This is a genomic window from Mucilaginibacter sp., assembly GCF_965200995.1.
Classification (GTDB): domain Bacteria; phylum Bacteroidota; class Bacteroidia; order Sphingobacteriales; family Sphingobacteriaceae; genus Mucilaginibacter.
This window is the reverse complement of sequence record NZ_OZ241743.1, coordinates 1822540-1845248: the sequence shown is the minus strand read 5'-3', so window position 1 is coordinate 1845248 and position 22709 is coordinate 1822540. Positions and strand designations below refer to the sequence as shown.

26 protein-coding genes are annotated in these 22709 nt (G+C 48.4%); 11 read left to right on the top strand and 15 right to left on the bottom strand.

The features are described 5' to 3' along the window. Positions 1 to 177 precede the first annotated feature (177 nt). The gene (locus ACY652_RS08775) at positions 178 to 2256 is read left to right on the top strand and encodes a M13 family metallopeptidase (protein WP_462267943.1); all 2079 of its coding nucleotides are present in this window, start codon (positions 178 to 180) and stop codon (positions 2254 to 2256) included. A gap of 86 nt (positions 2257 to 2342) precedes the next feature. Then, positions 2343 to 3008 (top strand): nicotinamide riboside transporter PnuC, encoded by a 666-nt coding sequence (pnuC, locus tag ACY652_RS08770; RefSeq protein WP_462267941.1) that lies wholly within the window; start codon positions 2343 to 2345, stop codon positions 3006 to 3008. A 72-nt stretch (positions 3009 to 3080) separates the two neighbouring features. Here pnuC and ACY652_RS08765 read toward each other — a convergent pair whose 3' ends face one another. Genes ACY652_RS08765 through ACY652_RS08745 form a run of 5 tightly spaced genes read right to left on the bottom strand, consistent with a single transcriptional unit; the run spans position 3081 to position 5951 of the window. Further along, positions 3081 to 3257: a hypothetical protein gene (locus tag ACY652_RS08765; protein WP_462267939.1), complete on the bottom strand. Its 177-nt coding sequence runs from the start codon at positions 3255 to 3257 to the stop codon at positions 3081 to 3083. A gap of 32 nt (positions 3258 to 3289) precedes the next feature. Beyond that, positions 3290 to 3970, bottom strand: coding sequence for a phosphatidylserine decarboxylase family protein (locus ACY652_RS08760; RefSeq protein ID WP_462267937.1), 681 nt, complete (start codon positions 3968 to 3970; stop codon positions 3290 to 3292). A 33-nt stretch (positions 3971 to 4003) separates the two neighbouring features. Beyond that, on the bottom strand, positions 4004 to 4813 hold the full coding sequence (locus tag ACY652_RS08755; RefSeq protein WP_462267935.1) for a phosphatidate cytidylyltransferase: 810 nt from the start codon (positions 4811 to 4813) through the stop codon (positions 4004 to 4006). Then, positions 4810 to 5022 carry a putative signal transducing protein gene (locus ACY652_RS08750; RefSeq protein ID WP_462267933.1) on the bottom strand — a complete coding sequence of 71 codons (213 nt, stop codon included), beginning with the start codon at positions 5020 to 5022 and terminating at the stop codon, positions 4810 to 4812. Before ACY652_RS08750 ends, ACY652_RS08755 begins: the two co-directional genes overlap by 4 nt. After that, positions 5022 to 5951 carry a lysostaphin resistance A-like protein gene (locus tag ACY652_RS08745; protein ID WP_462267931.1) on the bottom strand — a complete coding sequence of 310 codons (930 nt, stop codon included), beginning with the start codon at positions 5949 to 5951 and terminating at the stop codon, positions 5022 to 5024. Before ACY652_RS08745 ends, ACY652_RS08750 begins: the two co-directional genes overlap by 1 nt. 45 nt (positions 5952 to 5996) lie before the next feature. Here ACY652_RS08745 and dusB point away from each other — a divergent pair, with 45 nt between their 5' ends. The 4 genes from dusB to ACY652_RS08725 all read left to right on the top strand — a co-directional run bounded on the left by dusB (position 5997) and on the right by ACY652_RS08725 (position 8538). Continuing rightward, a complete protein-coding gene (dusB, locus tag ACY652_RS08740; protein ID WP_462267929.1) occupies positions 5997 to 6989 on the top strand; it encodes a tRNA dihydrouridine synthase DusB in 993 nt (330 codons plus the stop codon). A gap of 49 nt (positions 6990 to 7038) precedes the next feature. Next, complete coding sequence (gene apaG, locus ACY652_RS08735) at positions 7039 to 7425, top strand: Co2+/Mg2+ efflux protein ApaG (protein WP_462267927.1); 387 nt, start codon at positions 7039 to 7041, stop codon at positions 7423 to 7425. 174 nt (positions 7426 to 7599) lie between these two features. Next, positions 7600 to 8229, top strand: a complete 630-nt coding sequence (locus tag ACY652_RS08730) for an NAD(P)-dependent oxidoreductase (protein WP_462267925.1) — start codon at positions 7600 to 7602, stop codon at positions 8227 to 8229. A gap of 123 nt (positions 8230 to 8352) precedes the next feature. After that, positions 8353 to 8538, top strand: coding sequence for a hypothetical protein (locus tag ACY652_RS08725; RefSeq protein ID WP_462267923.1), 186 nt, complete (start codon positions 8353 to 8355; stop codon positions 8536 to 8538). 9 nt (positions 8539 to 8547) lie between these two features. On the opposite strand, the gene ACY652_RS08720 is transcribed toward ACY652_RS08725, so the two are convergent. From ACY652_RS08720 to ACY652_RS08710, 3 genes are all read right to left on the bottom strand, one after another. Further along, positions 8548 to 9927 carry a M20/M25/M40 family metallo-hydrolase gene (locus ACY652_RS08720; RefSeq protein ID WP_462267921.1) on the bottom strand — a complete coding sequence of 460 codons (1380 nt, stop codon included), beginning with the start codon at positions 9925 to 9927 and terminating at the stop codon, positions 8548 to 8550. 148 nt (positions 9928 to 10075) lie between these two features. Continuing rightward, a complete protein-coding gene (locus tag ACY652_RS08715; protein WP_462267919.1) occupies positions 10076 to 10816 on the bottom strand; it encodes a lysophospholipid acyltransferase family protein in 741 nt (246 codons plus the stop codon). A gap of 51 nt (positions 10817 to 10867) precedes the next feature. After that, positions 10868 to 11431 (bottom strand): NUDIX domain-containing protein, encoded by a 564-nt coding sequence (locus ACY652_RS08710; RefSeq protein WP_462267917.1) that lies wholly within the window; start codon positions 11429 to 11431, stop codon positions 10868 to 10870. Between ACY652_RS08710 and ACY652_RS08705 the strand changes: the two genes are divergently transcribed. Then, complete coding sequence (locus tag ACY652_RS08705) at positions 11430 to 11558, top strand: hypothetical protein (RefSeq protein WP_462267915.1); 129 nt, start codon at positions 11430 to 11432, stop codon at positions 11556 to 11558. The two genes, ACY652_RS08710 and ACY652_RS08705, sit on opposite strands and share 2 nt — an antisense overlap. Before the next feature lie 15 nt (positions 11559 to 11573). Here the strand turns inward: ACY652_RS08705 and ACY652_RS08700 are convergent, their stop codons facing one another. Both ACY652_RS08700 and ACY652_RS08695 read right to left on the bottom strand, forming a co-directional pair. Then, positions 11574 to 11768: a hypothetical protein gene (locus ACY652_RS08700; protein WP_462267913.1), complete on the bottom strand. Its 195-nt coding sequence runs from the start codon at positions 11766 to 11768 to the stop codon at positions 11574 to 11576. 38 nt (positions 11769 to 11806) lie between these two features. Further along, entirely contained in the window at positions 11807 to 13513 is a 1707-nt protein-coding gene (locus ACY652_RS08695) for a glycoside hydrolase family 3 protein (protein WP_462267911.1), read from the bottom strand. A 223-nt stretch (positions 13514 to 13736) separates the two neighbouring features. On the opposite strand from ACY652_RS08695, the gene ACY652_RS08690 reads away from it, so the two are divergent. Further along, the gene (locus tag ACY652_RS08690; RefSeq protein WP_462267909.1) at positions 13737 to 14474 is read left to right on the top strand and encodes a zinc metallopeptidase; all 738 of its coding nucleotides are present in this window, start codon (positions 13737 to 13739) and stop codon (positions 14472 to 14474) included. Between the two features lie 270 nt (positions 14475 to 14744). Here the strand turns inward: ACY652_RS08690 and ACY652_RS08685 are convergent, their stop codons facing one another. The 4 genes from ACY652_RS08685 to ACY652_RS08670 are packed head-to-tail and all read right to left on the bottom strand — an operon-like array spanning position 14745 to position 17711. Then, positions 14745 to 15800, bottom strand: a complete 1056-nt coding sequence (locus ACY652_RS08685; RefSeq protein WP_462267907.1) for a serine hydrolase domain-containing protein — start codon at positions 15798 to 15800, stop codon at positions 14745 to 14747. Beyond that, a complete protein-coding gene (locus ACY652_RS08680) occupies positions 15800 to 16600 on the bottom strand; it encodes an ABC transporter permease (protein ID WP_462267905.1) in 801 nt (266 codons plus the stop codon). Before ACY652_RS08680 ends, ACY652_RS08685 begins: the two co-directional genes overlap by 1 nt. An 8-nt stretch (positions 16601 to 16608) precedes the next feature. Continuing rightward, positions 16609 to 17508: an ABC transporter ATP-binding protein gene (locus ACY652_RS08675; protein WP_462267903.1), complete on the bottom strand. Its 900-nt coding sequence runs from the start codon at positions 17506 to 17508 to the stop codon at positions 16609 to 16611. After that, entirely contained in the window at positions 17502 to 17711 is a 210-nt protein-coding gene (locus ACY652_RS08670; RefSeq protein WP_462267901.1) for a hypothetical protein, read from the bottom strand. The genes ACY652_RS08675 and ACY652_RS08670 overlap by 7 nt, the downstream gene beginning before the upstream one ends. Before the next feature lie 213 nt (positions 17712 to 17924). Here ACY652_RS08670 and ACY652_RS08665 point away from each other — a divergent pair, with 213 nt between their 5' ends. Further along, positions 17925 to 18938, top strand: coding sequence for a sensor histidine kinase (locus ACY652_RS08665; protein ID WP_462267899.1), 1014 nt, complete (start codon positions 17925 to 17927; stop codon positions 18936 to 18938). Positions 18939 to 19153: 215 nt separating this feature from the next. Then, on the top strand, positions 19154 to 19894 hold the full coding sequence (locus ACY652_RS08660; RefSeq protein ID WP_462268236.1) for a LytR/AlgR family response regulator transcription factor: 741 nt from the start codon (positions 19154 to 19156) through the stop codon (positions 19892 to 19894). A 110-nt stretch (positions 19895 to 20004) separates the two neighbouring features. Here the strand turns inward: ACY652_RS08660 and ACY652_RS08655 are convergent, their stop codons facing one another. Further along, a complete protein-coding gene (locus ACY652_RS08655) occupies positions 20005 to 21231 on the bottom strand; it encodes a DUF2268 domain-containing putative Zn-dependent protease (protein ID WP_462267897.1) in 1227 nt (408 codons plus the stop codon). 177 nt (positions 21232 to 21408) lie between these two features. Here ACY652_RS08655 and ACY652_RS08650 point away from each other — a divergent pair, with 177 nt between their 5' ends. Further along, positions 21409 to 22707 (top strand): MFS transporter, encoded by a 1299-nt coding sequence (locus tag ACY652_RS08650; RefSeq protein ID WP_462267895.1) that lies wholly within the window; start codon positions 21409 to 21411, stop codon positions 22705 to 22707. The last annotated feature ends 2 nt before the right edge of the window (positions 22708 to 22709 follow it).

Here is a 22709-nt window from a genome sequence, read left to right as displayed (position 1 = left end):
AAACAGTGCCTTACATATATAATAAAATCATCATCGGATTGACACATTTTTACCGGCTTTCCAAACCTTTGATATTGCTATATGATACTGCCTGTTGGTGGCTGCATATTACTCATTATTGTTCATTGTTAACAGCACCAAAAGCTACGTAACAACGATGTTTCAAAAAGCATTTTTTTGAGTAAGTTTGAGGCTGTAGAGATGATGAACACAAAGTTATTACCCGTAAAAAAAGCAGCTTACCTGTTGGCTGCCGGCGCACTTTCCTTATGCGCCTATACCTTCCATATACTGCACCCCGACCCGGTTTATGATAATTTAGATACCTCGGTAAAGCCGCAGGACGATTTTTTCAGCTATGCCAACGGCGGGTGGCTGAAGCGCAACCCGATACCGGCCGCCTATTCCAGCTGGGGTATTGGTAACGTGGTGGGCGAAGACATACGCCAGCGTTTAAGAAAACTGAACGAAGACGCCCTGAACGCCCATGCGGCGCAAGGCACAGCCACGCAAAAGATAGGCGATTTTTATTACAGCGGGCTGGACAGCGCCGGTATAGAAAAGCAGGGCCTGGCCCCGGTGCAGCCGCAGCTAAATGCCATTGAGGCGGCTAAGGATATTAACGGGCTGCTGCAGGCTGCGGCTTATTTAACTACCCGGGGCTCACGCAACTTCATTAATGCCGGTGTGGGGCAGGATGATAAGAACAGCTCGAAGATGATTGTGGAGATGCGCCAGGGCGGCCTGGGCCTGCCCAACCGCGATTACTATTTTAAAACGGATGCCCGCACCACCCGCATCCGTAACGATTACCAGAACCAGTACCTGCCCGCTATGATGCAGCTCTCCGGCCTGAACCGGGAAGCAGCTGCCAATGCCGCCGGCAGTGTATATAAGATTGAACACTTTCTGGCCGACAGCAACCGCAAGCTGGAAGAAATGCGCGACCCCTACCGCAACTACAATAAAATGCCGGTAGCCCGCCTTAACCAGCTAACGCCGTTAATTAACTGGCATACGGTTTTCAGCAATTTAGAATTAAAGGGCGTAGATACCGTAATTGTAGGGCAGCCCGAATATTACCGGGCAGTGAATACCGCCCTGAAAACCTTCAGCCTGGCCGACTGGAAGGCCTACCTGCGCTGGAAGGTGCTGACGGCGAATGCCCAGTACCTGACACAGGCGCTGAATGATGAGAACTTTAGGTTTACCGGTACGGTGCTGGCCGGCCGCAAGGAGCAGTTACCACGCTGGAAACGGGTGCTGGATACCGAAAACAGCCTGATGGGCGAACTGCTGGGGCAACTGTTTGTAAAAGAATACTTTCCGGCGCAAACCAAGCAGCGCTATGCCAGTATGGTGGAGAACATGCGACAGGCGTACAGCGAGCACATACAGAAACTCAACTGGATGAGCCCTGCCACCAAGCAAAAAGCGCTGGTTAAACTGAATGCTATTCATCCCAAAGTGGGTTACCCCGACCGGTGGAAGGACTTTTCAACGCTCAGCATCAGCCGCGCCTCCTATGCCGGTAATGTGATACAGGCCAGGCACTGGGCCTACCTGAATAATGCGGCCAAATTAGGCAAGCCGGTGGAGCATTGGGAATGGGGCATGACGCCGCAAACCTATAACGCCAGCTATAGCCCGTCCAATAACGAAATTACCCTGCCTGCGGCCCAGTTTATGATTCCGGGGGTAAAGGATAGCGAGGTGGATGATGCCGTGGTGTATGGCTATGCCGCCGCCTCTACCATCGGCCATGAAATTACGCATGGCTTTGATGACCAGGGCCGGCAGTATGATGCCAAAGGCAACCTGAAAGGCTGGTGGACCGCGCAGGACTCTGCTAAATTTACCGCCCGTGCGCAAATGCTGGTAAACCAGTTTAACAATTATGTAGTGCTGGACAGCCTGCACATTAACGGCAAGGCCACACTGGGCGAAAACATTGCCGATCTGGGCGGCATTGCCATTGGCTTAACCGCCTTTGAAAAAACGGCGCAGTATAAAGCCGGTAAAAGCATTAATGGCCTAACACCGTTACAGCGGTTCTTTTTGGGCTACGCGCTTGGCTGGCTGGGCCAAACCCGTAATGAATCACTTGCTAACCAGATTTTAACAGACGTACACTCACCCGGCTTTCTACGCGTGAACGGCCCGTTTATGGATACGCCCGAATTTTATAAAGCCTTTAATGTAAAGCCCGGCGATAAAATGTATTTAGCGCCCGATAAGCGGGTGATCATCTGGTAAGCAAATGTATTGGATGTGCGGATATGCAAATGTGCAGATGATTAGTACACATAAAATATCTGGGTTTAAGCTTTGAGATTGCTAAAATGATTGATATTTTAATCTGCACACTTGCACATCTGCCTATCTGTACATTAAGTTTCTCTTCCTGGCTGCAACAGCAAAGCAGTTTAGAACTGACCGGGGTAGTAACCGGTCTGCTCTGTGTGTACCTGGCAGCCATTAACAATATCTGGAACTGGCCTTTTGCCATCATCAGTACCGGCATCTACGTTTATATATTCAGGGAACAGGCGCTGTATGCTGATATGGGGCAGAACATCTACCTGTTCGGTATCAACATTTATGGCTGGTATTACTGGAGCCGCAGGCCGGCCAATGCCCCTAAAGTGCCGGTGCAGCGCATCAGCCGGGCGCAGGTAATTACTTTTATATTAATTACCTCACTGGTAACGCCGCTATTAGGTTATGCGCTGGTGAGCCTGGCGCCGGTGCTGCACTACAAACCCGCTGCTTTCCCCTATCTCGATAGCTTTTGTACCGTTTGCAGTTTAATAGCGCAGGTGCTGATGGCCCGTAAAGTGGCAGAAAACTGGCTGATCTGGATTTTTGTAGATATCATCTACACGGGCGTTTACCTGGCCAAGCACCTGCAGCCTACCGCCTTTATGTTCGGCATCTATACCTTACTTGCACTAAAGGGATTTGTGGACTGGCGGAGGGATTACCGGCAGCAGCTTGCACAAAGCTAAACTGTCATCCTGAGCGCTCACAAAAAAAGCCGCCTGAATTATCAGGCGGCTTCCAAATAAGATGCAAACAGCTTAGGCTGCTTTGTCTTTGGCCTCAGCAGCCATCTTGCTCATTTTTTTGCAGCATGATTTTCCTGAAGCGCATTTTTCTTCTTTTTTCGCTTTAACGCCCTTGTCTTTGTCGCCGGCGAAAGAATGAACTGAAGCTACTGACATGGCCAGCGCCATCATAAAAGCTAATTTTTTCATTTGTTTAGTTTATAAGGGTTTAAAATAATAGTTTATAAAGTAGCATTAGTACCGTCAGGCAGTTCGGCCAGTATGGTGCGGCCGCCTTTTACCTTTTCGCCCAAACCTACCAGCACCTTTGAGCCTAAAGGTAAAAAAATATCCACACGCGAACCAAATTTAATAAAGCCAAATTGCTGGCCCTGCGCTACTTCTTCGCCCTCCTTTACGTACCATACAATACGGCGGGCCAGCGCACCGGCAATTTGCCTGAACAGCACGGTAAAGCCGGTCTTGCTCTCTACCGCAATAGTGGTACGCTCATTTTCGGTAGAGGACTTTGGATGCCAGGCCACCAGGTATTTACCCGGATGGTATTTGAAATATTTTACCACACCCGCAACAGGGTTACGGTTGACGTGCACGTTTACCGGCGACATAAATACCGAAACTTGAATACGCTTGTCGTTCAGGTACTCCGTTTCCTCAGTTTCCTCAATCACCACCACCTTACCATCGGCAGGGCAAACTACCTGCTGGTCGCCGGTGGCCGCCTCAAAGCGCGGACTGCGGAAGAATTGCAGCACAATCACAAACAGCAGGAAAGAAAGGAGGTAGACAAACCACCGCAGGCCTTGCACATCGGGGTAAAAAAAATGCACCAGCGCATTCAGCACAAAAATGAACAGGATGCAAAGGGCAATGGAGGTGTAACCTTCTTTATGTATGGTCATGCAGTGTTAAACTAAGTATTTAATTTAGCAAATTTATAAATTAAAGATAAAATACAGGTAAGTAAATACAACCGGTGCTGCTAAAAGCAGGCCGTCAAAGCGGTCGAGCAGGCCGCCGTGGCCGGGCAGCAGGTTGCCGGAATCTTTAATATTAAGACTGCGCTTCAGCATGGATTCCGTTAAATCGCCTAAGGTACCAAAGCAGCCGATAAGTACGGCCACCGATACCCATTGCCGCCACTGCAGTTCAGGAAAAAAGCGGCTGATCACAAAAGCCGCCAGCGCACTGATGGCTACTCCGCCAAAAAAGCCCTCCCAGGTTTTTTTAGGCGAATGCCGCTCGAACAGCTTGGTGCGGCCCAGAAAGCGGCCCACCAGGTAAGCGCCGGTATCATTAGCCCACAGCATGATAAAAAAGGCCAGCGGGAAATGAAAGTTGAATGCCCCGTGCTGCACAAAGGCCAGCGCATGGAAAAAGCAAAAGGGCATGATGGCAAAAATCAGCCCTAAATAAGTATAGGCAATATCGGTAAACGGTGCAGGCGAAAATTTAAATAACTGCTGCACAAAAATACTGATAAGCACCACCGGCAGCAGCGCCACCAGGATATAGCCGTTGCTGACATAACCTAACGCGGCAAAAGCCAGGTATATAAAGCCGCCTGCAAATAAACCGGCACTGCTGTTGGGTTGTACACCGCCATGCTTTATTAAATTATAAAATTCCTGCAGGCAAAGCACACTGAGCAGCAGGTAAAATATACTGAACACATAGTTATTGACCAGCATAGAGCCAATCATCACTACAATAAAGAATAAGCCCGTAATGGCGCGTGTTTTCATAAGGCAATCTGGTTGGCAATCAGCAGCTCGACGGCCTGGCCAAAATCTTCGCGGTGTATATAAACTTCAATGTGGCCAAAAGTGCGGTGCGATGAATCCTGCTTGTTGAGCAATACGGCATCAATCTGGTGTTCAACCAGCACCTGCTTTACAATTTCAGACTGTATATAATTAGTGGAGGTATATATCTTGGTCCAGTTTTTTTCCATTAGCTGTGGCGTTCCTGATAACCTTTCCTGGCAGTGGCCCGGTAGGTATACAGCAAAAATACGGTAATTATAATACTTAACACATAGCCCTTATAATCAAACACATGCTGATTTTCCGGGTTAATGTCAATTTTTTTATGCTGAAACAGGTAAGTAACTACTACAGCCGTTCCGTTATTGATGAAATGCGCCCAAACCGACGTCCAGATACTGCCGCTCCAGTATACAAAATAACCAAACAGGATGCCGAGCATCAGCCGGGGCAAAAAGCCGTAAAACTCCATGTGGAAGGCGCTGAACAGGGCAGCCGTAATCCATATCGCCGTGTGCGGGTTGCGGGTCCACCGGGTAAAAATAGTTTGCAGTACCCCCCTGAACATTAGTTCTTCGGCTACAGCGGTAAACAAGCCTACCAATAATAATGCCTTAATGAGATCTCCGATGCTGTCCATTTTTAGCAGCAGGTTGGTGGCTTTTTGTGCCGCTCTCTCAGAATTGCGCATCCAGTCCTCTAAGCCTTTAAGCGCAGGCGGCAGTATCAAGCGTTGGTTAATGTTACTGAGCACCTCTATTACCGGCGAGGAAAACAGCATGATAGAAAAAACAAGCACTAACAGCATCGGCGGAAAATCAAAGGTTTCTTTCAGATAACTGTGCGGCTCGCGCACAATCCACTGGGCAAATACCAGCGGTATCAGCAGCAATGGTACACTGGTGCTTATTACCTGCAATACCCACAAGGCCTGTACCTCTGCCGGTGTGGTTATGTTCATCTGGCTTACATGCGTAAATACATCAGCGCCGTATACCAGCCGGATAATGCCGAAGGCAAGCAGTCCGCCTGCTACAATTAGCCCTATGGTAAGCGCAATAAAAACTAAAAACTGGATGCCCGGACGCATCTGGGTTTGCGGGTGTACTGTAGCCATGGTTACGCTGTAAATTTTGTATTTTTGCAGCCGTTAAAGATAATCATGTCTGTACAAATAGGAAATATTGATTTAGGGGAGTTTCCGCTGCTGCTGGCGCCGATGGAGGATGTAAGTGATCCGCCTTTCAGGTACGTGTGCAAGCAGAATGGGGCCGATATGATGTATACCGAGTTTATTTCTTCGGAAGGCCTGATACGCGATGCCGCCAAGAGCCGCCAGAAGCTCGATATTTTTGAATACGAGCGGCCTGTCGGCATCCAGATCTTTGGCAGCGATATCAACAGTATGCGTGAGGCCACCGAGATAGCTACCCTTGCCGGCCCCGACCTGATGGACATCAACTACGGCTGCCCCGTAAAGCAGGTAGCCTGCCGGGGTGCCGGTGCCAGTTTATTGCAGGATATTGATAAAATGGTAGCCATGACAAAGGCGGTAGTAAATGCCACCCACCTGCCGGTTACGGTAAAAACCCGCCTGGGCTGGGATGATAATACCAAGAATGTTTACGAAGTTGCCGAGCGCCTGCAGGACATTGGCATTAAGGCCTTAACTATACATGGCCGTACCCGCGCCCAGATGTATAAAGGCGTGGCCGACTGGACATTGATCCGTGAAATTAAAAAGAACCCGCGCATCCAAATCCCCATCTTCGGTAATGGTGATATCGACTCGCCGGAGAAAGCGGCCAACTGGCGGCTGGAATATGGGGTGGATGGCATGATGATTGGCCGGGCCGCTATTGGCTACCCCTGGATATTTCGCGAAGTGAAGCACTTTTTTGCTACCGGCCAGCACATGGACGGGCCAACTATTGAGGAACGTATTGAGGTATGCCGTACGCATTTGCAAAAATCCATTGAGTGGAAGGGGCCAAAAACGGGTATCTTCGAGATGCGCCGCCATTACAGCAATTACTTTAAAGGCATCGATCATTTTAAGGAATACCGTATGCGGCTGGTTACCGCCGGCAGCCTGGAAGAACTGGACGAAATATTAGCCGGGGTGCGCGAAAAATATTCGCCCGAAATGGCTTGATTGTTGTTTGGCAGGTTAATATATTTGATTTACCAAAAACATCCGCAAAATGGTGACTACAATTACCGAAGGCGTTAAAGTTTCAGTAGAAACGCAGTACCAGCCGGAATATTCCAATCCGGCCGGTGAGCACTTTATGTTTGCCTACAAAATTAACATTGAAAACTTAAGCGATTTCGGGGTGCAGTTATTACGCAGGCACTGGCGCATTTTTGACTCCAACGGCAGCTACAAGGATGTGGAGGGTGAAGGCGTGGTAGGCCAGCAGCCGGTAATTGAGCCCGGCCAGTCGCACGAATATATTTCGGGCTGTAACCTGAAAACCGATATGGGCACCATGAAAGGCGAATACCAGATGATACGCCTGGTAGATAACACCCTGTTTGATGTGCAGATACCGGAGTTTTACCTGATTGCTCCTTATAAGATGAATTAAGCTGATTGCATATAATAAAAACGCCTGCTTAAATAAGCGGGCGTTTTTATTATATCTTATTGGATAATCAGATTTTTGCCGGTTGTAGTAACAAATACATCTCAAGGTTTAACTTTTCCACATACAGTTAAATCAGCTACAAAACAATAAATCATTAAATCTACTTACTAAGGAATGAAATTAGCCGTTTTAGGAGCTACCGGCCTTACCGGCCGGGAATTGGTAAAACAAGCAATAGCCAGAAATTACCAAACAACTGCCTTAGTAAGGCATGCCGCTGATTTATCGGGGGATGATTTAACCATTATTGAAGGGAATATCCTTGACCCGGATACAATCAGGAAGGCTATTGTAAATTGCGATGCTGTTATTTCTGTGCTGGGCTTTACACCTAAGTTATTTGGTAAAAAATCAACTGATTTGTATTCGAAATGCGCTGCGGTACTGGTAAGTTCAATGGCAGCATTGAAAATAAAGAAACTTATCTTTTGTACTTCTGCAGGTGTAGTGGATGACCCTAACGAAGTATGGCTATATAAGCATATACTGAAGCCGTTAGTATTAAAACAGGGATATGATGATATGTTAAAAGCCGAGGGAATAATTGCAGCATCCGGTTTGGATTGGGTTGTAGTCAGGCCCTCGCGGTTAACCAACGGCCCGCTCACTAAGCAATTCCGGGTATCGCCAAAGTTCAGGTCAAAAGGCGGCAGCGCCATTTCCCGGGCTGATGTAGCCTATTTTATTTTAGATCAGGTTACCAGTAACGAATGGGTGCATCAAACACCTACGTTAACACATTAAGCATGCCCAAACTAATTTCCGGTTTCTCAGCATAAGATTACTGTCTGTTCAATAAGAAAGGTATCATCACATCAAACTTGTGCATCAGGCAGATGTTGATACTTGTACCATTCATTTAACCATATGCCCAACATCATCGAACTCTCTGAAGCGCCCGATAACCGCAAGATCTATTTCAATGCTGACCATATTCAGTATTTTTATGAAGTTGCCGACTTTGACGGCAACATTACCAAAGTGTTCGTAGCCGACAGCAACTTTGATGTTATTGAGTCTGCTGATACTATCCGGCAGCTGTTGAACGGCTAAACTATCGATTTATCTTACCGGCTTCGGAAACACGGGCAGGCTTTCGTGCCCTTCTGCATCTACCGCCTGTACGGCAAAAAAGTAATTGTCTTTTGAATACTCCAGCGTAGCTTCGGTACCGGTTACAAAAAACTTCTTTTCCCAGTAGGGGCTGATGGTTTCGCGCATTAAAATGTAATAGCCGGCCGGTTTACCCGCCTTAGGCGCTGCCCATTTCAGGGTGGTGCGGTTGGTGAGGCCGCTGGTGCTGATGCCCACATTCTGCGGCTCGGCGGGGGCCATTGCCAGGTTGGCCAAAGTAGAGAGGTTGGCCCGTGTTACCTTTTGTATGTAATCATAATCGGCGTACTCGGGCAGGTCGCCGTATTTAATGTTATCCGCTGTGCGCAAGTCTTGATGCTGGCGGTTAAAATCCTCGTTCATTTCGGTAAACCTGATGGCGCTGAAGCCCTGCTGCAAAAAGGGCACATGGTCGCCGCTGCGCAGAAAGCGGTCGCGGCGGTAAATCATTTTGATATCCAGCTGGTCTACATACCGCTCGGCCACCTCTTTAATATAGCGGGCCAGTTCGCGCGATGGACTATCTGATTCTCCGCCGTTGCCCACCAAACTGCTTACAGCCTGCGCCATGCGGCGCAGGCTCACGCTATCGCGGCCGCCCACCACAACGGAGGGTATGCCATCGCTGAATATGCGCAGGCTGCGGTTATCTTTCAGGCCGGTTTCCATACCATAGGTGTTACCTACAATATCATTGTTCAGCATGGCATCAATGTTCCAGCCCTCGGTTTTGGCCCGTTGCGCCACGTGTCCCGAGCCGCTCAGCCCCTGCTCCTCGCCGGGCACCGCCATAAAGATAATGGTAGCCGGAAACTTGCGTTTGGCCATCACCCTGGCCATCTCCATAGACACCGCCGTGCCTGAGGCATCGTCCACCGCGCCGGGCGCGTCTGATTTGCGGTTCATTATATCCGTAACCCGCGAATCATAATGGCCCGATACCATGTAGATGCGGTTATCGTTCGGATCTGTGCCTTTTAATACCGCTAATACGCTTTTCAGCACCGTAGGCTGGTCATACCGGCCATCGGGCTGCTGGGTATAGGTATCAAATTCCACCTTCATGCGCCCGCCCGATTCCCTGGCGTAGCGCTCATACTCCGCCTTTATCCAGTTGCGCGCCGCGCCGATGCCTTCAGTTTTGCTAAGGGTATCGCTCATGGTATGGCGGGTTTTAAAACTCACCAGTTTGCGTACAATAGCTTCAATATTTTTGACAGATACCTCGTTATTCATCTGCTCAATGGCAGCATCACGCTTTATCAGGGTAGTTTGCGCTATAGCAGGCAAGCCAAATAAGGCAAAAGGGAGTAAAAGTTTATATTTCATAGCAAACAGGTGGCAGTTAATGCCTTAAATATAAGCCGATGAAACGAAAACCCGAATTTTGGCAGTGATTTGTTACACTTTTAATAAGCTGATAAGATTTAAAGCCATCATTCTTTAAGTCTTGACCCTGTTTTCCTGTGCCTTTCTTCTAAACCGCCTGGCCTACATCCGCTCTAATGGCCTGCTCGGCCTGCAATACTGCATTGGCGGCGTTACTAACAGAAGGGTCGATTGGGGTAAGCACCCGGAAAATCAAATGCTCAAATGTGCTGAGCGGAAATATACCGTAGCGTACCACTTTCCATGAGTTTTGGATAGCCACCGGTACCAGCAGCGCTTCGGGGCACTTTTTGAGCAGGGTAGCCACCCCTGCCGATTGGAAGGTGCGCACCAAACCATCGGCAGAGCGGGTACCTTCGGGAAATATAATGGCGCCCCAGCGGTTCTCCTTCATGCGGGTGCCAAACTTTACCAGTTCCTGAATAGACTGGCGCGGATCTTTACGGTCGATATTGGCGCCGCCGCCTACCCTTAAATTATAAGAGATGGAGGGGATGCCTTTGGTGAGTTCGATCTTAGAGATAAACTTGGCATGATAGGCCCGCAGGTGGTAAATGAGCGGCGGAATATCGTATAAACTCTGGTGGTTAGCTACAAAAATGAGGGGGCGGCCCAGCGGTAACTGCTGGCGGTTGGTAAAGGTAACCCTGTTGCCCAGCAGGAGGTAATTGGCGGTAATGAGGCCGTTCAAGACATCAACCACGCGCTTGTGGGCTTTATAGCCCAGCCAGTTATAGCATACCCATTGCACCGGCTGAAATACTGCCAGCATCAACCCAAACACAATGTAATGAAAAGGTGATAAAATATAGCCGAAAAACTTTCTCATAAAGTCGGCCCTAAAGATAACGGTTTTTGCTGATTTTGTAAAGACCGTTTGTTAAGGCAGGCGGCTTTCCAGCAACATGAGCTGCACTTGCAGAATGCCGGCCACACTCATGCTGTCGGTAATCTCATGGCGGCAAACCATGCCGTAAGCCTCACTGAAAGGCACTTTTTTGATGATGAGTTGTTCCGTTTCCTCCGGCTCAGCCTCATGCTGCTGCAGGCCGCGGGCCAGGTAAATCTCGCTCACCTCATCGCTAACGGAGTTGGACAAATCCATTTTTTGTATCAGTGCCCAGGTATCCGCCTTTAAGCCGGTTTCCTCTAACAACTCACGCTGTGCAGTTTCCAGCGGCGCAGTACCCACCGGGCAGCCGCCGGCCGGTATTTCCCAGTTGTAGCGGTTCAGGGTAAAGCGGTACTGGCCCACCAGGTAGGTATTCAGCTCTTCGTCCAGCGGGATGATGCCTACCGCTATATTTTTGAAGTGCACCTTACCATAAATACCCGGCTTGCCCGAAGGGTTGATGACCTGGTATTCTGTAAGCCCGATCCAGGGGTTATCATATACGGGCTGTTCGCTGATAATTTGCCAGGGGTTGTCTTCGGGAGATTGCATGGATGGTAATGTAAACAGAAAAAGCAGGGAACAACAAATTAAATTAAGCCGTAATTTCGACCGCAGGGAAAAATCTTCTTCGGGCGACTGGTCTGCGGCAGAGGATTTCTCCCTGCGGTCGAAATGACAGGATTAGATTTTATCAAGCGTCATGCATTTTCCTTTTGGTATAAACGGTTCTATCCATGCGCTGGCCGGGACTTAAGGAGAACTTAACGAATTTGGTTACTGCTGCAATACGTTCTTGAGGCGGCCGGGATAACCAATATCGCAGATTCTCCAGTTCTTCGGCTGTATCTTTCAGGGCTATTCTTTTTACTACCGGTTCAATTTTCATAAGCTGTTGCGGGTACTATATACCTAAAATAGAAACTTTTACAACCCCGCGCCGTTCTTAAACTGTGCATTTACGGTTACCGGCAAACGGCCGGTGGGTTTCAGCTGGCCGGTAATTACTTTTACAGCGGCCTGCTGCATAGCCTCATCCTTTTGGTAGCACTCCAGCAGAGCGCCCGCCTTTTCTATGCCGGGCAGGCTGGTAATGGTGTAGGGGTTGGCAAACAGGCTGATCACCGTATTTTTATGGCCGGCCACCTCGGTAATCAACTGCTTTACCAGGTCGGTATAATTCAGCTGGCTTTGCGGGCGGGTGCGGGTATCGTGTATGCCGGCAATCACCTGGTCGTAATCCTTCAGGTTGGCCAGCATCTGGTTCAGTTCATCGGTGGTAATATCTTTATCTACCAAAAAATAAGTGCTGTTGGCGTATGTTTTCTTCAACTCCTGCTGAAAAACAGTAGGCGTTTTTATGCCCATGCTGATGATGGCCGTTTTTTTGGCCGGGTTAAGCATACGCAGTAGAGTGTCGCCTTTCAGCAACGTTACGGCTGCATCACTTAACTGCTGCACCAGTGCGGTGGCCGCAGGCCGGTTCAGGTCGGCAGGCATGCCTTCGGTACTTACGGGCTGATACCGGTTCAGGCCCGCCCAGTATTTTGCGGTAAGCACTTTCTTTACCCGCAAATCCAGGTCTTCTTTGCTCACTTTACCCTTGCGCACGGCTTTGCGCATCAGCTTGATGGCCCGCTCCGAGTTTTGCGACAACTCCAGCACATCATTCCCGGCCACAAAGGCCCTTACATCGGCTTCGCCCTCCGGGAAAAATTTGACCACACCCTTCATATCCATCGCATCTGAAATCACCAGCCCCTTAAAGCCCAGTGTATTTTTGAGCAGGCCGGTAATAATAGGGGGTGATAGTGTGGAAGGTAAATGCCGGGTGGTATCCAGTGCCGGTATGTTCATGTGGGCCACCATAATGCCGCTGATACCGGCCTGAATGGCCTGCTTGAACGGATATTCTTCCAGCGTGTCTAACCGCTCGCGCGTAAAGGGTAACTGGGGCAAATCCTGGTGCGAATCTACATTGGTATCGCCGTGGCCGGGGAAATGCTTGGCCGTGGTCAGTATCTGTCCGCTTTGCATACCCTGCATGTAGGCAATGCCTTTTTGGGCTACCTTGTATTTATCATCGCCAAAGGAGCGGTAATTAATTACCGGGTTGGCCGGGTTATTATTAATGTCCATATCGGGCGCAAAGTTCATCTGTAAACCAATCCGCCTTAAATCATAAGCCACGTACTGGCCCATTTTATAGATCAGGCTGTTATCCTGTATGGCGCCCAGGGCCATCTCGTAAGGGTAGGCAATGGTAGAGTCCAGCCGCATACCCAGGCCCCATTCGGCATCCAGGGCAATGAGCAGTGGTATTTGCGATAGCTGCTGGTAACGGTTGGCCAGCTGTGCCTGCCGCACCGGCCCGCCCTGAAAAAATACCAGGCCGCCAATGTGCTGGTCCTCAATCAGCGTAGCTATCGAATCTTCATAAATCTGTCCTTTATTGGAATAAGCCCTTACCATCAGCAGCTGCGCTACCTTTTGCTTGCGGTTCAGCTTATTGAAAACCGAATCTACCCAGGGGTTCTGGCGGCCCAACAGCTCAATATAAGAGGGTTGCTGCGCGAAGGCCGAAAAGGTGCAGGTAAGCAGCAGTACAGCAAGAAGTTGTAATTTCTTTATCATAAAAATGCGCACAAAGGTAAACGATTTCAAGCGAATGCCGCAGCACCGCAAGCAAAGGTTCCCTTCGTTTTGTGGTTGGTGATAACCGGCAACCGGGCCGCAATGTTTGCACTGCAGGGTAAAGATGGCAAACCCGACGAATTGGCAGAACCCGGCCTGCAAAGCGCGTTTTTACTGCTGCGGAATACTTTTTGAAGTAGTAGTTTAAATTAATTTGAACTACATGCAATTACAATTAATAACCGCTTTAATAGTGGGCGGCGGCCTGAACTCCGCCTGGCTGCTGATGATTGTGGTCGCCATTATCAGCTTCGGGGTGCAGTGGCGCTTTAAAAGTAAGTTTAAGGAATACTCGGAAGAGGGCTTGCTATCGGGCCTTTCAGGAGCCGAAGTAGCGGAGCGGATGCTGCACGATAACGGCATTACTAATGTAAAGGTAATTTCGGTTGAAGGGCAACTGACCGACCACTACAACCCCGAGAACCGCACGGTAAATTTAAGCCCCGATGTATACCATAGCCGCAGTGTAGCCGCTGCTGCGGTAGCCGCGCACGAGTGCGGCCATGCCGTGCAACATGCTGAAGCCTATAGCTGGCTCAGTTTGCGCTCGGCGATGGTGCCGGTGATCGGCATTGCCTCTACCGTTACGCAATGGACGCTGATGATCGGCGTAATGCTGCTTTTCTTTTCGGGCAACCCGTTCATTCTGACCATTGGCGTGGCCGCGCTGGCGCTGGTAACCATCTTTAGCTTTGTTACCCTGCCGGTAGAGTTTGATGCCAGCCGCCGGGCGCTGGCCTGGCTGAATAACAACTACAGCGTAATGCAAACCCAACAGGAACACGAGCAGGCTAAAGATGCCCTGTGGTGGGCCGCCATGACTTATGTGGTAGCGGCGTTAGGCTCTCTGGCTACGCTGCTATACTATGCTTCGCTGCTGAGCGGCAGCCGCAGGAATTGATAACAATAAATGCTACAAATCCTCAAAACAAAAGGGCATCTTTCTTAATGGAATTTGCCCTTTTTAATGACTAAAGTATTGTCTAAAAAACTGTAAGGGTTGATTTATCATTGCGTTTCAACTAAAAAGCTGTTTAAAAACAAGTGAACTATACTACTTGTCATTGCGAGGTACGAAGCAATCTCGTCGTAAACTAAGCGAACAAGCATAGCTACGAGATTGCTTCGTACCTCGCAATGACACTATTTGTGGTTTGCCCTTGCTACCGGCTTACTTAGCCACAGGCTTTTGCAGCGCCTGATAAGGCTTCCCATCCAAAATGGCCTCAATGGCTTCCGCAATTTCGTAAACGTTATTTTGCCGCTGGTTGGTGAGCAGGATGATGGTGCGGCCTTTAGGGGCATTGGTTTTTAACAGGGCCTGGTAGCGCATGGTTACCCCGTCATGCACGTGGGTAATTACCTGATTGCCTGCCATACTGCCGCCGCCTAAACCGGCTTGTTTGCCCGGTGCAAACGGCGTAATAATTTCGCGGGTGGAAGCCGGGTTGATGATGCAGAACTTGTTGATGCATTGCCCCCATTTGTAAAAATCTTCGAGGTTTAAACACGTCCAGCCGGATATGGGCACAGTGAGCCCGTCCTGTTTAAAATCATCGTTAAATGATCTGGCGACTAAAGCATCCTTCTCGGTTGGATCCATGATGCCGTTTTTTATGCCTGCCGGCTTTAACAGGTAGCGCACCACAAAATCGTTGAAGCTTAAGCCTGATACTTTTTCAATAATCCGCCGCCGCAGGAAGGTGTTGCTGTTTTTGTAGGCATAAGTACTGCCCGGCTCAAAGTCGAGCGTGGTTAGGGCCTGTAAATCCTTCCAGTTATCGGCATCACTGTGCACCGTTTTCCATTTTACCTCGGGTATGCCGCTGGTGTATTGCAGCAGGTTTTTTACGCTTACCTTTTCGGCCCAGGCCGGCAGGTTGGGGAAAAACTTCGATACCTTATCATTCAGGTTCAGCTTGCCCTGTTCCTGTAAAAGCATGATGCCAACTGCATCAAATTCTTTGGCTATGGAGCCGATATGAAAACGGTATGCTGTGGTCAGCATAACCTGTCTGGAAGTATCGGCATACCCTATCGCTTCCTTAATGACTGCCTTATTATGGTCGGTTACTAAAACGTTGCCGTTAAATAATCCTGCCGTATGCGCCTGTTGCAGGTAGGCATCAATCTGCGCGGCTTTGTTTTGGGCGGCTGCCGGCCGGGTAACTAAGCTGATGCCCGCTATTGCCAGGGCGAAGCAGCTATCTTTGAAGGATAACCGCATTACTTTACGCTCCGTTTCTGCACAATAAAGAAGCCGATAATGAAGACCACAGCGGCAATGATTAAACCGGCCACAACGTCTTTGGTAAAGTATTCCAGCGCAAATGCAGCGGTTTTGGCTTTCTTGCCTGATGAGCTGCCTAAGCTTAAAGCCAATGCCGGGTGGGCATACGGAAACAGGTAAGCGTACTCCCATTTATTAACTGCCATAATTACACCTATAATGGTACCTGCAAAGCCAATACCCATAGGCTTTAGAAAATCTTTCCAAAGTAAACTGAGTAAGAACTGAATAGCCAATATACCTTGTGATGCCAAAAACAGCTTAGTGTAAATCTGAAAAAGCGGCGATGCAAAGCTGTAAGAAGAAAACCTGAGCGCAGGTTTCAGCACACTTAGCAGCAAACCACTGCAAACAGTGAACGATGCAAACAGTGCCAGGCATAGAGCCACTAAAAACATAGCATACAAATATTTGGAACTATAGATTGCCCACTTGGATATTGGAAGACTAAACAGTGTTTTCCAGGTATCTGCCTTGTGTTCTACACTATTTACCGAATAGGTAACAAAAACAATATATATAGGTAACAGCAGCGTACCCATTATGCCCAAAATAGCAAAGGAATACTGTATCCATAACATTTGCGGCGGCAGTTTCTCAAATTTTGCGCTGTTACTATAAAATGCAATAAATAACAGCGCAACAATCAGTAGCGGCAACACAACAGCGCACCAAAAGCCCAGCGTTTTGCGGCTTTTGTAAAATTCAGATTGCAGGGAGAGTAAAAATCCTTTCATGATAGGGTTCAGGCGGTTTGGGTAATGGATAAGAACAGGGCTTCCAGATCCTGCTGTACTTTGTGAATGCTGTACACCGTTTGGCCGTTCTGGTTCAGCAGCGTATTAATTTCGCCCATCTGGGCTTTGCCGGTATAAGGTACGCTCAGCTGCGCATCGTTTACCTGCGTAACGGTGATGCCCTTGCGGTTAAGCAGGTTGGCCGCATCCAGCGTATTTTCGGCCTCAATTAAAATGGCAGGCTGGTTAACCGATTGCAGTTCCTCAATACTGCCCTGAAACATCAGCTGCCCGTGGTTAATTATGCCTACATGGGTAGCCATACGTTCCACCTCGGAGAGCAGGTGGCTGGATACGAATACCGTTTTGTTCTGCTCACGGGTCAGCTTAATCAGCAGCTCGCGCATCTCGATGATGCCGTTCGGGTCTAACCCGTTGGTCGGCTCATCTAAAATCAGCAGTTCGGGGTTGGGCAGCAGGGCCAGGGCGATACCCAGGCGTTGCTTCATGCCCAGGGAATAGTTGCCTGCTTTTTTACCGGCGGCATCCTGCAGGTGCACCAGTTTCAGCATCTCCTCTACCCTGCTTTTGGGCGCCTGTAACAGCATGGCCCGGTTATACAGGTTTTCGCGCCCGGTAAGGTGTGCGTAAATGGCCGGCTGCTCAATCAGCGATCCTATTTTACGCAGGATGCTGATGCGGTTGCGCTGCAGCTCCTGCCCGAATATCTCGATGCTGCCCTGCTGTGTTTGCAGCAGGTTAAGCAGCAGTTTGATAGTGGTGGTTTTACCGGCGCCGTTTGGCCCTAAAAAGCCATAGATACTGCCGGCCGGTACAGCCAGTGATAAGTTTTTAACTACAGCCTGGCTGCCGAAGTTAAAGTTCAGGTTGTGGGTTGAAATTACCATACGTTATCTTTGGTAAGTGCGCAAACGGTTTTAACCAGTTCAATGCCCTTATAAAAAAGTGGAACAGTTTGTTCGGTTACCTGCAGGTGGGCAATGGCCTGCTGCTGCTGGTGAAACTCGTAGCTGATACCCATTACAACGGCGCACAATACAGGCACCAGTAATAATACAAAAGGGTTTAACACGTCGCTGAGCTTTTTCATGATTGTGAGTGATTTGATGAAACAAAGTAACCTGATAATTTTCACCTGCTAAAAAGATTTAGACCAACCGCCTGCACTCATAGATGAACCCGTTTATGGCATTTTATCGCCTTTTATGGCTGTTTATCGGTAATTATCGGGCGTTCATCGCAAAAAACAGGCGGGTTATATAAATAAAACAAGGTTTACCGTTGCAACACTTAATTTAGGACGATGAAAAAAAGCTGGAAAATATTTTGCCATGTGCTGTTTTGGGTAGTTTCCATCGCCTTTTTTGTGTACATCGCCTACGCCAATACCAAGCTGCCGCCGGCGGCTATACTGCTCACTTTTGTAGGCTATGGCGCAGTCAATATCAGCCTGTTCTATTTTAACTACTTGTTTCTTATTCCGCGTTTTTTAGACCGCAACCAATACCGCAAATATGGCCTGGCCATTACGGTAACGGTAGTTATGTATGCACTTACCAAATATGCCATTGCCCTCTGCTTTCGCTCTATTGCCTTAACGCATGAGAACGGGAGGGCAACCACTTTTGGCGAGTATTTTACAAGTGCGCTGGTTACCAGTTCTATCTTTGTGTTCTTAAGTACGGCGCTTAAGTTCACCGTAGACTGGTTTAATAATGAACGGGTGCAGCGCGATCTGGAGAACCAGCGCCTCAGCGCCGAACTGGCTTTTTTGAAATCGCAGATTAATCCGCATTTTTTATTTAATTCGCTCAACAGCATTTATTCGCTGGCTTACCAGCGTTCCGAAACCACGCCCGAAGCAATTCTGAAACTGGCCGAGATCATGCGTTATATGCTGTATGAGTGTAATGATGCCAAAGTAGATTTAGCCAAAGAATTACAGTACCTGCAAAGCTATATCGACATGCAGAAGATACGGTATGACGGGCAGGTATTTGTTAACTTTTGTGTGCACGGCAAAACAGATAAACAGCAAATTGCACCATTATTGCTGATTGCCTTTATTGAAAATGCCTTTAAGCACGGGGTAGCCAACGATCCTAAACAACCTATTTTGCTGCAGGTGCATATCAAGGAGGATGAGCTGTACTTTTATCTGCACAATAAAAAGCATCACCACAACCGCGATGCCGGGGGCGGTATCGGCATGCATAATGTAAAGCGCCGCTTGCAACTGCTTTATCCGGGCCAGTATATCATGAAGGTTAAGGACGAAAAAGAAGATTACAGCTGTGAGTTAACCTTGCAGGTATAGGCCCCCTAACCCCCTGAAGGGGGAACAGAAGATTGAAATTTATATTATAATTTTGAATGATGAATGCCGAACACCGAATAATGAACGGCTTAGGCCAGTGTGCTTCTGTTTCGCCACTTTGTATTCATCATTCGATATTGGAAGCCCAAATTCTGTTTCCCCCTTCAGGGGGTTAGGGGGCGGGCATTTAAAAAACTCTTATTACCTTTATGCACATGATCAGATGCCTGGTAGTTGATGATGAGCCGCTGGCTTTACACGTGTTGGAAGACTATGTGGCCAAGGTGCCGTTCCTGCAATTGGTAAAGGCCACCACCAACCCCATTGAGGCGCTTACTTTGGTGCAACAGGGCGCTGCCGACCTGGTGCTGCTGGATGTACAGATGCCGGAGCTTACCGGACTACAGTTTTTGCGCATTGTAAACGGCCGCACCAAGGTGATATTAACTACCGCCTACCCGCAATACGCGCTGGAAGGCTACGATTTGGATGTGGTGGATTACCTGCTGAAACCCATTGCGTTTGACCGGTTTTTCCGTGCGGTGCAAAAGGTGCAGGGCATATTGGAGCCGGCCGCAAAGCCGGTTATTAAGGATGAAGCTGCCCCTGCTATAGCCGCCTATGATGATTTTTTAAGTGATTTTATCTTTGTAAAAACCGAGCATAAAATACAGAAGGTATACCTCAACGATATCCGGTTTATTGAGGGGCTGAAGGACTACATCTCCATTTTTACACCCGCCGAACGCATTATTACCCTGCAGGGCATGAAGAAGATGGAAGAAGCCCTGCCCGAGCGGCACTTCATCCGGGTGCATAAATCCTATATTGTTGCGGTAAGCAAGATTGACAGTATCGAGCGCAGCCGAATCTTCATCGGCGAAAAGATCATCCCGATAGGCGATACGTACCGCGATGTGTTTTTTAACATGATTGAGGATAAGAACATCAATTAACGCACTGCCTTACCATAAAGGCTTTATTTAGCTGCGGTTGTAAAGCTGATCAGGTACGGCTTCAGTGCCAAACCGTCTGTATTCCTGAAACCATCGCCTGCTACAATCTGTTAGGGTTGGCCGGGTTGCAGCTCTACTTCTAAGGTAAGTGATTTTCCGTCTGCTGAAAATATTGCAGGGCTTTTTATCTTTAGCAGGTGGTCTTTTCCCAACGGCCCAAGTTCAAAGTTCCTGTACCGGGTATTCATCGGCACAGAAAAGTTGATGGTCAGTTGTTTTAGGTCAGCATCAGCGCTGGTACTGTTATTAGCAAAGGGTGCAATGCCGGTAACTGCCGGCCGCCGGGCTTCATACTTGTCTTTAAGGTTTGCAACCGGCACTGTAAAGTACCCCGACTGGTCTGTAAAATTTTGCAGGGCGGCAGCGTCGTTATAATCCAGCGTAATCATGTCTTTAATTGCCTGCTTTTTGTTTTTAGCCCGGTTATAATAGTTTTTGCAAATGGCATACCCTACATAATAGCCTAAATCTCTTACACCAAATTCGTTTTGGGCATTACTGTACAGCCAAAAACCGTTAGAACGGTTAAACATCTGCTGTGCAAATACCTCTTTAACACGCTCCGCATGGTTATTGCCATAAACTATTGCCTGCAGTGTTGATGGTTGCCCGGTCGCTTTTTCCGCCATAAACTCTGCTACCCCTTCTAAGGTACACTGCGCCAGCAGGTCATCACCTACCGTGGTTTTCTGCTGGGTGTGCACATACTCATGCACATTGGTAAACACCAGGTTGCGTATAGGGCTTGTTTTAATGTAGGCCGCTGTATTTGGCAATGTTTTGCTTAATTCGCTGGTTGTCATCCGCTCATCGGCCATTGCGGTTTCGCTGCCAATTAATACCCGGTTTCCTTGTGTGGTTCCCGGCGACCGGAAGGCCCCCATAACAAAATATATTTCTGCCGGTTTAAGGTCGGGGTACAGCGCTTTTAACCGGTCTACATTGGCGGCAATAGCATTGGCGTAACTTTCAGTCTTGTAAGTGTTCGGCCTTAAGGAGTTCCAAAACAGGGGATAGCTGTTTATGGCCTCTACATAATCTTTGGGGGTATAATCCCTCACCTGCATCATGGCTTTCAAGCCCGGTGTGGCTTTGCTGATAAAATATTGATTCAGGTAATGGTATTGCAGTGCACTGTCTTTAGTACTAACAATACGGTCATAGGCTTTCCAAAAATTGTCAACATCGGTATAAACAAGGGTAATGTTACTTTTTTGGGCATAACCGGCAACAGATATCATTAAGCAGGCAGCAATACAAAACAGAAACTTTTTCATGATATTATAGGACGCTTTAAAAATTGAAACGTGACAGCAAAAATGATATATCATTTAAATAGGGGGAAACTATTCAACACAGTTCGATTCTTATGGCATTTGAGCTAAATTCAGCAAGAACAGGTTAAGTAAAATTTGCACAAGCGTTTTTATCCGAATATAATTATATTTAGAAACATGCCGGTAACCCATAATGCTACTTTAAACCAGTCCCGCTTTAAAGCCGTAATCGGCGGCTCTATCGGTAACCTGGTGGAGTGGTACGACTGGTATGCTTATTCGGTATTTTCGCTTTACTTTGCCGGGGCGTTCTTTCCTAAAGACAGCGAAACGGCGCAACTGCTCAATACCGCCGGTATATTTGCCATCGGTTTTCTCATGCGCCCGGTAGGCGGCTGGCTGATGGGCCGCTACGCCGACCGTAAAGGGCGCAAAGCGGCTTTAACTTTATCCGTATTGCTCATGAGCGCGGGTTCGCTGCTCATTACCTTCGTGCCGGGCTATGCGCAAATTGGCATAGCTGCACCGCTGCTGTTGGTATTGGCCCGTATGCTGCAAGGGCTGAGCATAGGCGGCGAATATGGTACGGCGGCTACCTATCTGAGTGAGATTGCCCCGCCGCACCGGCGCGGCTTATACTCCAGCTTTCAGTATGTTACTTCTATTATGGGGCAACTGATTGCCTTATTATTATTGCTGGCCCTGCAGCGCTGGTGGCTCACGCCACAACAATTAGGGGCATGGGGCTGGCGCATTCCGTTTGGTTTAGGGGCGTTGCTGGCACTATCAGCCATTTATTTGCGCCGCGGTTTAATTGAAACCAGTGCGTTTACCCACGAGGATATCGCTTTACAAAAGCGCGGCACCTTTAAAGAACTGCAAAAATACCGGCGCGAAACCCGGACGATTATCGGCCTTACCCTGGGGCTTACCGTATCTTTTTACACGTTTACCACCTATGTGCAAAAGTTTCTGGTTAACACCGCCGGCTTTTCTAAAAGCGATTCTACGCTGATTACGCTTATTGCCCTTACCGTATTTATGCTGGCCCAGCCTCTGGCCGGCCTGCTGGCCGATTACATCGGGCGCAAGCGTACGCTTATTATTTATGGCGTATTGGCTTCCATTACTACACTACCAATAATGATGTGGTTAAGTACGGTCCACCAGCTTTGGCCGGCCACCTTATTAATTATTTTAACCCTGCTGATTTTAAGCCTCAGCACTTCCGTATCAGCCATTGTAAAGGCCGAACTGTTCCCGGTACATGTGCGTTCATTAGGTGTGAGTTTTCCATATGCCCTGGCGGTAGCTTTGTTTGGGGGCACCGCCGAGTATGTAGCCCTGCTGTGTAAAAATCATGGCCACGCCGGTTGGTTTTACTGGTATCTTACCGCCTGCATCATTATTTCACTGGTGGTAAGTATACGGATGCGTGATACCGAAAAGTATTCGCGAATGAACAGCGAGCAATAGGC